Below are 12,233 nucleotides of genomic sequence, written 5' to 3'. Positions count from 1 at the left end.
CCCTAGAGCTTTGCCGCTGTGGCTCCTAACCAAGCCTCCAAATGTGCCCGCTGACTCGGCGTGGCATCGGCACGGCACTGCACCTGATAGCGGGGCTGAGGGTCTCCCAACATCAATGTTCCTGAGTACAATTGCTGATCATGGAACCATGTCAAGTGAATCGTCTCTCCCACTGGGTATTCCCGCAATCGCTCTGACCAGTCCTCCGCCTTGACGCGCCACCCATTGAGGGCAATGATTTCATCCCCAGCCACCAAGCCTGCCTGTTCAGCCGGGGAGTTCCGCAGCACTGCCTTGATTTGCAGAGCGCCGTGTTCCTGCTTGAACTGAAGTCCCGTATAGGGAAGCGCGTCTTGGGGAACTAGTTCCAGCCCGACTTTGCCCAACCACTCCTGAAGGGGGAGTTCTACGGTTCCCTCAATGAACTGCTCGCGCCATGCCGCCAAGTTTTCATCGGCAACGGTTTCAATCGTTTCCCACAGCTCATCGGGGGTATAGCCCTGACCTGTCTCGCAATACTGCTGCCACAACCGCCGCAGGACATCGAGGAGCGATCGCTGGTGATTAAAATTAAGGCGAATCCGCAAATCCAGCAACAGTGCCACCAACTCCCCTTTGAGGTAGTAGGACATCTGCGAATTGATGCCATTTTCGTCGGGGCGATAGAGCTTAATCCAAGCATCAAAACTAGCAGCACTCAGGGATTGCACCCAACGACCGGGGGTATGTAGGTAGCGATTGAGGCTTTCGCTCAGTAGTTTAAGATAGGCCTCTGCATCAAAGCATTCTGCCCATAGGGGAATCAGTTGATCGAAATAACTGGTCACTCCCTCTGCAAACCAAAGGCTGGTGGTGTAATTCTCACTGTCGTAGTCAAAGACCTCGAAGGCTTGGGGTCGAATCCGCTTGACATTCCAGAGGTGGAAAAACTCATGGGCCACTAAACAGAGGAAGCGGCGATACTGCTCCGCTTGCTGAAAGCCAAAGCGATGGAAGATCAACGAGCAGCTATTGAGATGCTCCAGACCGCCGTAGCCCTTGTGGGTAAGGTGCAAAATAAAGACATAGCGATCGTAGGGCAGGCCGCCAAAGAGACTTGCCTCGGTGGCAATGATCCGCTGCATATCGGCGATCGCCCGCTGCGGCTCAAAATTGCCCTTGCCCCACACCGCCAATTCATGGGGTTTACCGTCCACCTCAAAGGCATAAACAGGGTGGGTACCCACCTCAAAGGGGCTATCCACCAGCAGATCGTAATTTGCTGCCCAAAAGGTGAAGCCATCCTCGCCAAAGGGTTCAAGCGGAGTCGTCACCCGCCAGTCCGGCGGTGCCACAATCGTTACTGTTAGGGGCTGATCGCGATATTCTGGCACATAGAGGCAGACCGCTGCCGGATTGAAGTAGGCATGGCTGCTATCAAAGTGGTTTGTGCGTACCGAGAGTTCATGGGCATAGATGGCATAGCGCACTTCCAGTTCTTGACCGGGGGTGCAAGCCACCTGCCACTGATTTTTACAACACTTCCACCACTCAAGAGGAGTGTCGTCAGCGGCCGTTACCGTAAAGTCCTGAAGATGCCGCGCATATTCGCGCACAAGGTAGGAACCCGGCGTCCACACCGGTAAGTGCAGATCAAGAACATCGGTTTGCGGTGCCGTTAGCCGCAGCGTTACCCATAAAAGATGCGTATGCCCCTGCTGGCAGTTGATTCTGTAGGCCATGGCAGGGGGCTGAAGAGAAGACTCAGAGGGGGAAGGATGAATGATCGTATGCGTCATACCCCTCAGTGTAGTGAACTTTGGCGACGCTTACAATTTCACTTCAATATCTACGCCCGCCGGCAAGTCCAACTTCATCAGGGCATCAATCGTTTTCGGTGAAGGTTGGTAAATGTCGAGTATGCGACGGTGGGTACGGGTTTCAAAATGCTCCCGTGAGTCCTTGTCCACGTGGGGCGATCGCAGAACGCAGTAAATTCGACGGCGAGTGGGTAGGGGAATTGGGCCAACGGGGGAAGCGCCGGTTCTTTTTGCAGTATCGACAATGCGATCGCAGGAAGTATCGAGCAAGCGATGATCAAAGGCCTTAAGGCGAATACGAATTTTCTGTTGTAGAGCAGCCATAGGAATCTTCCTTACTTGTCAAGGTTCAGAGACAATCCGACAAAATTCAGACAAAAAAGGCCGCCAACACCACAGAAAGGCTAGCGGCCATAAGATCAACTACTTCAGGATTTTGGAGACAACACCCGCACCAATCGTCCGGCCACCTTCACGGATGGCAAAGCGCATCCCCTGCTCAATGGCAATGGGCTGGATCAGTTCCACGGTCATTTTGATGCGGTCACCAGGCATCACCATTTCAGCGGCGCTACCATCATCAGCGGTGAAGGAGGTAATCGTACCGGTCACATCGGTGGTACGCACATAGAACTGCGGACGGTAACCAGCAAAGAAGGGGGTTTTACGGCCACCCTCTTTTTCAGTAAGCACGTACACTTCACCCTCAAATTGGGTGTGGGGCGTAATGGAGCCGGGTTTGGCAATCACCATTCCCCGTTCCACATCCTCTTTTTTCAGACCGCGCAGGAGCAAACCAGCGTTGTCACCGGCAATCCCCTCTTCGAGGCTCTTCTTGAACATTTCAATACCGGTGACCGTCGTTGTGCGAGTTTCCCGCAGACCCACGAGTTCAACCGTTTCGTTGAGCTTAATGCGACCCCGCTCAATCCGACCCGTGGCCACGGTACCCCGACCGGTGATGGAGAACACGTCTTCTACAGCCATCAAGAAGGGCTTATCCACATCCCGCTCAGGGGTAGGAATGTAGTTATCCACGGCATCCATTAGCTCGTAGATTTTATCGACCCACTCATTTTCACCGCGTTGGGTTTTCGGGTTGGCGGTCATGGCTTCAAGGGCTTTTAGACCCGAACCACGGATGATGGGCACTTCGTCACCGGGGAATTCATATTCGCTGAGGAGTTCCCGCAGTTCCAGTTCCACCAGCTCCAGCAGTTCTTCGTCGTCCACCATGTCCACTTTGTTCAGGAAGACAACAATGCTGGGCACCCCCACCTGACGAGCCAAGAGAATGTGCTCTTTGGTTTGGGGCATCGCACCATCAGTAGCGGCCACCACGAGAATAGCACCGTCCATTTGGGCGGCACCCGTGATCATGTTTTTCACATAGTCAGCGTGGCCGGGGCAATCCACGTGGGCATAGTGACGTTTTTCAGTCTCATACTCCACGTGAGCCGTGTTGATGGTAATCCCACGGGCTTTTTCCTCAGGGGCAGCATCAATTTCATCGTATTTGCGAGCTTGGGCTTTCCCTTGGGCAGCCAATGTCATGGTGATGGCTGCGGTCAGTGTGGTTTTACCGTGGTCAACGTGACCAATCGTACCGATGTTAACGTGGGGTTTGGTTCGTTCAAATTTAGCGCGTGCCATGTTGTTCCTCGTATAGACTATGCGTTCCCTTTATTTTTGGCAATGATCGCCTCAGCCACATTACGGGGGACTTCCTCGTAATGGCTAAATTCCATCGAGAAAATTCCCCGACCTTGGGTATTCGAGCGAATGTCAGTGGCATAACCAAACATCCGTTCGAGAGGGACTTTTGCCGTCACTTTGGCAATGCCATTTTCCACGGTTTGTCCCTCAATTTGACCGCGACGGGAAATGAGGTCTCCCATCACTGTCCCAAGGAATTCTTCTGGAACCTCGACCTCGACCTTCATCATTGGCTCCAGCAGCACCGGATTGGCTTTCATTACTGCCTCTTTAATGGCCATGGAGCCAGCAATTTTGAAGGCCATCTCTGAGGAGTCAACCTCGTGGTAGGAGCCATCCACTAATGTGACCTTGAGGTCAATCACTGGGTACCCTGCCAAAATCCCCGATTCACAGGCTTCCTTCATCCCCTGCTCAGCAGGTGGAATGTACTCTTTGGGAACGACACCACCAACAATTTTGGAGACAAATTCAAACCCAGTACCGGGTTCGGCAGGCTCTACTTCAATCACAACGTGACCATACTGGCCTTTACCGCCACTTTGACGGATAAACTTGCCTTCGGCACGGACGGGTTTGCGAATCGTTTCGCGGTAGGCCACTTGGGGTTGGCCAATATTGGCTTCCACTTTGAACTCCCGCTGCATCCGATCCACAAGGATCTCGAGGTGCAGTTCCCCCATCCCCGCAATCACGGTTTGGTTGGTTTCAGGATCAACGCTGACGCGGAAGGTGGGGTCTTCCTCAGAGAGGGCTTGCAGGGCTTTGGAGAGTTTTTCCATGTCCTGCTTGGTTTTGGGTTCCACAGCCACGGAAATCACTGGCTCTGGAATGTACAGCGATTCAAGAATCACGGGCGAGCTTTCATCGCAGAGGGTATCCCCCGTGAAGGTTTCCTTCAGACCCAAAGCAGCTCCTAAATCGCCGGCTCGCAGTTCATCTACTTCAATCCGCTCATCGGCTTTGAGCACAATCAAACGAGAAATGCGCTCTTTCTTGCCCTTAGTGGCATTGAGGACATAGCTGCCTTTTTTGAGAACACCAGAATAAACGCGCACGAAGGTGAGGCGGCCATAGGGATCCGACATGATTTTGAAGGCTAATGCCGCTAGGGGTTGATCATCGTCGGCAGCACGCTCTACCTCTGTGCCATCGGGCAGATGACCTTTAATCGCTGGAATGTCAATGGGCGCTGGCAGATAGTCCACCACGGCATCAAGGAGCAATTGCACGCCTTTATTTTTGAAGGCGGAGCCACAGAGCATCGGCACAATGGTGCCAGCGATCGCCCCTTTGCGTAGGGCGGCGCGGATTTCCTCTTCTGTGAGTTCTTCCCCCTCAAAGTATTTTTCCATGAGGGCATCATCGGTTTCGGCAACTGCCTCGATGAGCTTGGTGCGATACGCTTCCGCCAGTTCAGTCATCTCGGCAGGAATTTCAGTGTCTTCGATTTCCTTGCCAAGGTCGTCTTTGTAGATTTTGGCGCGCATCCGCACCAGATCAACGATGCCTTTGAACTGATCTTCAGCACCAATGGGCAACTGAATCGGCACAGCATTTGCCCGCAGGCGATCGCGAATCTGGTCATAGACTTTGTAGAAGTTTGCCCCCGTGCGATCCATCTTGTTGACAAAGACGATGCGCGGGACGCTGTAGCGATCGGCTTGCCGCCACACAGTTTCTGACTGGGGCTGCACACCACCAACGGAGCAGAATACTGCAATCACCCCATCGAGAACCCGCATGGAGCGCTCCACCTCAATCGTGAAGTCCACGTGGCCGGGGGTGTCAATAATATTGATCTGGTGGTCTTTCCAAGAGGTGCTAATGGCGGCGGCTGTAATGGTGATGCCCCGCTCCCGCTCCTGTTCCATCCAGTCGGTAACCGTGGTACCCTCGTGCACTTCACCAATTTTGTGCACCACACCGGAATAGAAAAGAATCCGTTCAGTTGTGGTTGTTTTACCCGCATCAATGTGAGCGGCAATCCCGATGTTTCGCACTCGCTCTAGCGGGGTCGTCCGTGCCACAGCTACCTCCTTGTTTGTTGCATTACGTTAGAATTCTTAAATAATTGTATCCAACTCTTGAACCGTGTGACGGTTTAGTAGCGATAGTGGGCAAAGGCCTTGTTGGCTTCTGCCATTTTGTGGGTTTCTTCCCGTTTACGAATGGTGCTGCCGGTTTCGTTGGCGGCATCCATCAATTCATTGGCCAGCTTAGCGGACATCGAACGACCGGCTCGTTTGCGGGAAAATTGCACTAACCAGCGCAAAGCCAAGGCGATGCCGCGATCGGGACGAACTTCCATCGGCACTTGGTAGGTGGCACCCCCCACACGGCGGGCTTTCACTTCCACTAGGGGCGTTGCATTTTTTACTGCACGCTCAAAAATTTGCAGAGCATCCTCGCCGGTGCGCTCCTGTACGGTTTTCATCGCGTCATAGACAATGCGGCTGGCAAGGGATTTTTTGCCATTGAGCATAATCCGCTGGATTAACATATTCACCAGCACGTTGTTATAGACGGGATCAGGGGCAGTAGGCCGTTTTTGAGCGCGAGTGCGACGAGACATAGGTGTTTGCTGTTTGCTCTAGTGAAGTTCAAGATTTCAAGGGTGGACTCAAGGAGATAGGAGAACGGAAATTATTTCTTCTTGCCGGTAGCAGCAGCCTCACCGGGTTTGGGACGCTTGGCACCATACTTGGAGCGACCTTGTTTACGGTCTTTGACGCCAGCGGTATCCAACGTGCCACGGATAATGTGGTAGCGCACACCGGGCAAATCTTTAACCCGACCGCCGCGAATCATGACTACAGAGTGCTCCTGCAAGTTGTGGCCAATTCCCGGAATATAGGCGGTGACCTCAAAGCCAGAGGTGAGACGTACCCGTGCCACTTTGCGCAGGGCAGAATTGGGCTTTTTGGGGGTTGTGGTATAAACCCGTGTGCATACCCCACGCCGTTGGGGGCAGCTTTTGAGGGCAGGAGATTTTGTTTTCTTTTTCAACAGTTCCCGCTCTTGGCGGATCAGTTGCTGGATGGTGGGCATTGCTGCTTACGTTAATTTCACCGAACTTCTAGTGTATCGAGGTAGCCGTGGCGTTGTCAATGCTGTTGTGCCGTTGCGCAGTGCCTCTCAGTGTAATGGCTCACTAAGGTCAGGCTGGCGATCGCGGCGGTGACGGCTCTCAGGGTACGCCGCCCCAAGGAAAATGCTTGCCAACCAGCGGCCAAAACTTGCTCCACTTCTGAGGCTGTCCATCCCCCCTCGGGTCCGATCGCCAGATAAATTGGCTGAGATAGATTCATTTGGGGCAAGCAGTCCCACAGGAGCTGTGAGGCATTCAAACTGGCAATGTAGCCCTTGGGGGTGAGGCTGATCATTTCGGCAACGGAGAGGGGATCACTGAGGGTGGGGACATAAAGACGCTCACTTTGCTCGGCGGCCTCTTGGAGAATGCGCTGCCAACGCTGGTATTTATTGGCACTGGGTTGCAGGAGCGATCGCGCTGTTTGAATCGGAATAATACGCTTGACCCCCAATTCCGTTGCCTGTTGCAGCACTTGCTCAAAGTTTGCCACCTTCAGTAGAGCTAGACAGAGAATAATTTCTACACTGAGCTCCGTCTCTTGCTTTTCAGCTTCCAATAATTCGACAGTCTGCCCATTCACACCAAGCGTGCCCCGCCATCGCTGTCCTTGGCCATCCAAAATCGAGATGACATCGTTATCTTTTAAGCGCAGGACATGGCGGAGATAGTGGACTTGCTCAGGAGTGAGCCACACCTGTCGGTCTTGGATTTGTGAGGGTGAGACGACTAACCGCTGGGGCGATCGCATTCAATTTCTATCTAACTGAGACTGCATAGCCACTCCACCAATGTGCGCACAGGGTAGCCCGTCCCACAGGGATTATTGTAGCCATCCTCTTTTTCTGTCCAGACAGGACCGGCAATGTCAAGGTGTGCCCAAGGGGTGTGATCAACAAATTGCTGAAGGAATAGGGCGGCGGTAATTGATCCGGCCGATCGCGGACCGGTGTTTTTCATATCGGCCACTTGGGACTTCATACCCTCAAAGTATTTATTTTCAAGGGGCATTTGCCAGAACTTTTCACCGGAGCGATCGCTGGCCTTTTGCAGAGCTTGCGCCAATTCTGAATTGTTGCTCCAAAGACCGGCAATATTATCCCCTAAGGCAACAATACAGGCACCGGTCAGCGTTGCCAAATCAACAATGGCATCTACGCCTAGTTTTTCGGCATAGACCAAGGCATCGGCAAGGGTGAGGCGGCCTTCAGCATCGGTGTTGTTGACCTCGATGGTCTTACCGTTGGAGGCGGTGAGAATATCCCCCGGATGCAGGGCACGGCCACTAATCATGTTTTCAGTGGCAGCAATAATAAAGTGAACTTCAATGCCAGCGGGTTTGAGTTGACCGATGACCTTGGCGGTTCCCAAAACGGCTGCGGCTCCCCCCATGTCCATTTTCATGGTTTCAATGCCCCCTTGGGTCTTGAGGTTGAGGCCACCGGAATCAAAGGTTAACCCCTTGCCAATGAGGGCAATTTTCTTCTGGACATTTCCGGCGGGAGTGTAGGTGAGGTGAATAAATTTCGGCGGTAGATCAGATGCCTGGGCCACTCCCAAAAAGGCACCCATACCCAAGGCGGCACACTCATCGCGCTCCAAAATTTTTGCCGTGAGGCCGTAGGTAGCCGCCAATTGCTGAGCCGTTTCCGCAAGGGTGACAGGCGTCACTTCGTTGGCCGGGGCATTCACGAGTTCGCGCGCCAAAATCACCCCATCACAAATCTGCTGGGCACGGGTCAAGGCCGCTGCTTGCTCCCCTAAACCCAACAGGCTGACGGATTCTGGATAGGGCAGGAGTTTACGAGCTTCGGGATCCGACTTAAAACGCACATCACTGTGGAGGGCAAGGAGAACTCCTTCGGCAATGGCTTGGGCAGCATCCGCCGCCTCTAAAGTCTCATGGGGCAGTGCCATGCCTAATGTTTTTGCACGTTCACGGCGAGCCGTACGGGCAATGGTCGCAGCAGTGCGGCGCAGGGTCTCTAGGTTAAAGTCATCGCGATTCCCCAAGCCCACAAGGAGAAGCTTTTTAATGGGGAAGTTGGGCAATAGGCGCATCAGAAGGGAGGTACCGGACTTGCCTTGAAATTCCCCTTCGTTGATCAGTTCCTGCAATAGACCGTTGAGGCGTTGATCAAGGGTCGTGTAGGGGTCGGTGAGGGTGAGGGTGCCTTCCGTTTGAAAGACGGCGATCGCCAGTAAGTCCCCCGACCAGTCGGGAATGACTGTAGTAATTGTTTGCAGTTGCATGCCTATCTACGACCCAAAAATCTCTCAACCCCCTTATTTTATCGGCGTTTAGGCCTCAGCAGGAACCCAGACACTGCAAAAATTCAAGGGGCAAGCCATCGCAGTCACGCATAAAGGCGACGTGATAGAGGTGCGACCCAATCACTTGCTGAGTGGGCTTCAGCAGTAGCTCAAAGGGTAAATTCTGTGCCTTCAACGTTTGCGCCACCTGATTGAGCCATGTTTCAAGGGGGTCAGGATGGTCACTGAGATCAAAGGAAAGATGGTAGTAGCCAACATAGTGCTCATCGTGAAAAGGGTCAGCAGCAGGGTGGGGTTCAGGGACTTGCAGAAGTTCAAGGCGGGTGTGCCAGCCCTTGAGCCAACAGGCAAGGGTATAGCCCGTGGTAAAGCGGACATTCATCGTGAAGCCTAGGCATTCATAGAAGGCGATCGCCCGCTGAATATTGGCGGTGCGGATGGAAACGTGGTGCAAGCCCATAGACTACTCCTGTTTTGGCCGCAGCCGTTCCGGAAAATCAATAAAGACCCGCTCACCCGCCCTCAGGCCGCTGATAATTTGCGTTTGATCTTGCCAGCTACTGCCAATGGTGACGGGGCGGAATTTTGGCTGATTGTCTTCACCCACAACATAAACACCCGTTTGACCGCGCTCAACGGCAATGGCCACCGTCGGCACCAGGAGAGCGTTGTTAATTTTTTGTCCCAGAAAATCTAAGTCGACATTCATCCCAGAACGCAGCTTCTGCAACCCAGTAACAAGGGAGACCCGCACTTGAAAGAAGGTGACATTTTGCTCCACCACCGCTTCGGGTGCCACTAAGCGTACTCGTCCTTCAAAGGTTTCCCCCGGATAGGCATCGGCACGGATTTCAACAGGTTGCCCCACAAGCACTTGGCCAATGTCCACTTCTGGGACTTCGGCAAGAATTTCTAGGCCTTGGGCAATGGCCACAATTGAGGTGGAAGTGGCAGAGGTCGTGGCAGAGGCGGTGGTGGTGGGTGTCACAAATGCCCCCGGATTGGCGTACTTCTGGGTAATAATCCCCGTAAAAGGAGCGCGAATCACTGTATCTTCGAGGGCAGCACGGGCGGCTTGGACTTGGGCTTGGGCAGCAGCCACGGCCGCTTCCGCTTGACGGATCTCTTCAGTGCGGGAACCCCGCTGTAATAGTTGCAGGCGCTTTTGAGCTTCATTCAGGTTGGCGATCGCGCTATCCCGGTTTGCCTTTAGTTCATCAAGGGTATCGCGGGGAATCGCACCCTCAGCCGCGAGCAATTCATTGCGTTTCAGGCGTTCTTCTGCCAATTGAGCACGGGTGGCGGCTGCTCGCACTTGGGCTTCGGCTTGGGCAATTTCCTCGGCACGGTTACCGGCAACCACGCGATCGCGACGGGCAATGGCATCGGCGAGGTTGGCTTGGGCTTGAGCCAGTTGCGCCTGTTCATCGCGGTTATCCATACGGGCAATGATTTGACCCGCCTTGACCCGATCGCCCTGCTCGACGTAGAGTTCGGCGAGAAGACCTGCCCGTTTTGGACTGATATTGACGGTTTGCACAGGCACCACTTTGCCCGTGGCAGCAATGCGAGCGACTAAATCGCGACTGTCTTGAACGGGTATGGTGTAGCGATCTAAATCAAGGGGCGTTTGGCGCGATCGCCACAGCAGTAGGCCACCACTGCCAATCAAACCAGCAGCAATCACCCCAATCACGAGCGATCGCCAAGGGGAAGAAGGTTTACCAACAAAGGGGATAAACGCTGCCATGAATGCCTTACAGTTCTTGGCCTATTCTAACGTTATGTTACAGTGACCCACCGAATAGCAGCATTGACCGTATCTATTGGTTCCATCTGTCCCTTAATAGAAGCGCAGATGCTATCCTAACCAATACTGTCTATGTCCTTTGCCTATGAATCCTGCACTCTCCCAGATTGGCCAGCAAATGTCCCAACTGACGGGAGTTCGGGCAATCATGAAGGATATTATTGAGACGTTGCGCCTGAATCGCGGTCAAGACCTGATTAACCTGAGTGCAGGTAATCCCCTCATTGTCCCTGAGGTGGAGCAACTATGGCGCGACTGTACCCACGAGCTAATGGCCAGCCCAGAATTTGGCCAAGTGGTCTGCCGCTACGGCACAAGCCAAGGGTATGAACCGCTAATTGCTGCCGTTGTCGATGATTTTAATCGCCGCTATGGTTTGAACCTGACGGAGCGCAATGTCCTTGTCACCCCCGGCAGTCAGGCCATCTACTTCTTTGCTGCCAATGCTTTTGGGGGCTTTAGCGCCAACGGTGAATTAAAGAAAGTCGTTCTCCCCTTGAGTCCAGAATATACGGGTTATGGTGGCGTCAGCTTTACCCCTGATACCGTTGTTGCCTATCGTCCGCGCCTTGAGATTTTTGAAGCGGATCACACCTTTAAGTATCGTCCCGACTTTCAACAACTCCACATTGATGAGACGACTGGATGCGTCATCTTCTCTCGTCCTTGCAATCCGACGGGAAATGTGCTCACGGATGTCGAGGTGCGGCAAATTGCTGATCTCGCTGTCCCCTATGGCGTTCCAGTGTTGATTGATGCTGCCTATGGCCCCCCCTATCCCAGCTTGAACTTTACGGAACTAGCACCCGTTTTTGGCGGCAATATTGTCCACTGCCTCAGCCTCTCAAAAGCAGGACTGCCGGGGGAGCGGGTGGGGATTGCCATTGGCGATCGCGAGATTTTGAGTGTTCTCGAAGCCTTTCAAACCAATGCCTGTATTCATGCCTCGCGTTACGGTCAGGCGATCGCGGCCTTAGCCATTGCCAATGGTGCCCTAGCCGAAGTATCCGTCAATGTCATTCGTCCCTTTTATCAGCGCAAGTTGACAGTTCTCGAAGAAACCCTACGAACTGCTTTGCCCAACGACCTTCCTTGGTTTTTGCATCGCGGTGAGGGGGCGATTTTCGCGTGGCTATGGCTACGGGATTTACCCATGACAGATTGGGAATTATATCAACACCTGAAGCGAGCAGGGGTGATTGTGGTTCCCGGCAGCTCCTTTTTCCCCGGCTTGACCGAGCCGTGGCGCCACAAACAGGAGTGCCTGCGTATTAGTCTCACTGCCAGTGATGAGGAAATTGCCCTTGGCATGCAACGACTAGCCGCCACCATTACACAGGTGTATCAAGAGTTCCCTAGCCGCTCCTATTCTGATGTCCTCGCTTAAGCCCTCCTTCATGGGTGAGTACTTCCTCATTTCTCAATGCGCCGTGACTCCCTCTTTTACCAACTGTTTGCCCAGCTGCCCCAGACACTGTTTGACCTTTTGGGAATCAATCCCCCCCAGGGCTACCGCTTTGACTCTGTGGAGCTGAAGCAAACG

Annotated in this window: 12 protein-coding genes; 2 read left to right on the top strand and 10 right to left on the bottom strand. The window is 53.5% G+C overall.

Annotated features, from left to right (window positions below; translation table 11 throughout):
* Window positions 1-2 precede the first annotated feature (2 nt).
* From RHK62_RS08895 to RHK62_RS08850, 10 genes are all read right to left on the bottom strand, one after another.
* Window positions 3-1,778 carry a PDZ domain-containing protein gene (locus RHK62_RS08895; RefSeq protein ID WP_310453603.1) on the bottom strand — a complete coding sequence of 592 codons (1,776 nt, stop codon included), beginning with the start codon at window positions 1,776-1,778 and terminating at the stop codon, window positions 3-5.
* A 30-nt stretch (window positions 1,779-1,808) separates the two neighbouring features.
* The gene (gene rpsJ, locus RHK62_RS08890) at window positions 1,809-2,123 is read right to left on the bottom strand and encodes a 30S ribosomal protein S10 (protein ID WP_149819531.1); all 315 of its coding nucleotides are present in this window, start codon (window positions 2,121-2,123) and stop codon (window positions 1,809-1,811) included.
* Window positions 2,124-2,222: 99 nt separating this feature from the next.
* Window positions 2,223-3,452, bottom strand: coding sequence for an elongation factor Tu (gene tuf / locus RHK62_RS08885; protein WP_149819529.1), 1,230 nt, complete (start codon window positions 3,450-3,452; stop codon window positions 2,223-2,225).
* A gap of 17 nt (window positions 3,453-3,469) precedes the next feature.
* Window positions 3,470-5,545, bottom strand: a complete 2,076-nt coding sequence (gene fusA, locus RHK62_RS08880) for an elongation factor G (RefSeq protein WP_310453602.1) — start codon at window positions 5,543-5,545, stop codon at window positions 3,470-3,472.
* A gap of 74 nt (window positions 5,546-5,619) precedes the next feature.
* The gene (gene rpsG, locus RHK62_RS08875) at window positions 5,620-6,090 is read right to left on the bottom strand and encodes a 30S ribosomal protein S7 (protein WP_310453601.1); all 471 of its coding nucleotides are present in this window, start codon (window positions 6,088-6,090) and stop codon (window positions 5,620-5,622) included.
* Window positions 6,091-6,161: 71 nt separating this feature from the next.
* On the bottom strand, window positions 6,162-6,566 hold the full coding sequence (gene rpsL, locus RHK62_RS08870) for a 30S ribosomal protein S12 (protein ID WP_149819523.1): 405 nt from the start codon (window positions 6,564-6,566) through the stop codon (window positions 6,162-6,164).
* 56 nt (window positions 6,567-6,622) lie between these two features.
* A complete protein-coding gene (locus RHK62_RS08865; RefSeq protein WP_310453600.1) occupies window positions 6,623-7,357 on the bottom strand; it encodes a 16S rRNA (uracil(1498)-N(3))-methyltransferase in 735 nt (244 codons plus the stop codon).
* An 11-nt stretch (window positions 7,358-7,368) separates the two neighbouring features.
* Window positions 7,369-8,859: a leucyl aminopeptidase gene (locus tag RHK62_RS08860; protein WP_302678337.1), complete on the bottom strand. Its 1,491-nt coding sequence runs from the start codon at window positions 8,857-8,859 to the stop codon at window positions 7,369-7,371.
* A gap of 55 nt (window positions 8,860-8,914) precedes the next feature.
* Complete coding sequence (locus RHK62_RS08855) at window positions 8,915-9,334, bottom strand: VOC family protein (RefSeq protein ID WP_399378083.1); 420 nt, start codon at window positions 9,332-9,334, stop codon at window positions 8,915-8,917.
* A 9-nt stretch (window positions 9,335-9,343) separates the two neighbouring features.
* Window positions 9,344-10,630 carry an efflux RND transporter periplasmic adaptor subunit gene (locus RHK62_RS08850; protein ID WP_310453598.1) on the bottom strand — a complete coding sequence of 429 codons (1,287 nt, stop codon included), beginning with the start codon at window positions 10,628-10,630 and terminating at the stop codon, window positions 9,344-9,346.
* A gap of 145 nt (window positions 10,631-10,775) precedes the next feature.
* Between RHK62_RS08850 and RHK62_RS08845 the strand changes: the two genes are divergently transcribed.
* The gene (locus RHK62_RS08845; RefSeq protein ID WP_206200242.1) at window positions 10,776-12,077 is read left to right on the top strand and encodes a valine--pyruvate transaminase; all 1,302 of its coding nucleotides are present in this window, start codon (window positions 10,776-10,778) and stop codon (window positions 12,075-12,077) included.
* Between the two features lie 36 nt (window positions 12,078-12,113).
* Window positions 12,114-12,233 (top strand): DUF2887 domain-containing protein (locus RHK62_RS08840; protein WP_310438655.1); only part of this gene is annotated, 120 nt, incomplete at its 3' end.

It is taken from the genome of Thermosynechococcus sp. HY213, assembly GCF_031460975.1.
Lineage (GTDB): Bacteria > Cyanobacteriota > Cyanobacteriia > Thermosynechococcales > Thermosynechococcaceae > Thermosynechococcus.
Note: the sequence above shows the minus strand (reverse complement) of the source record. Positions and strands in the feature narration are given on the sequence as shown.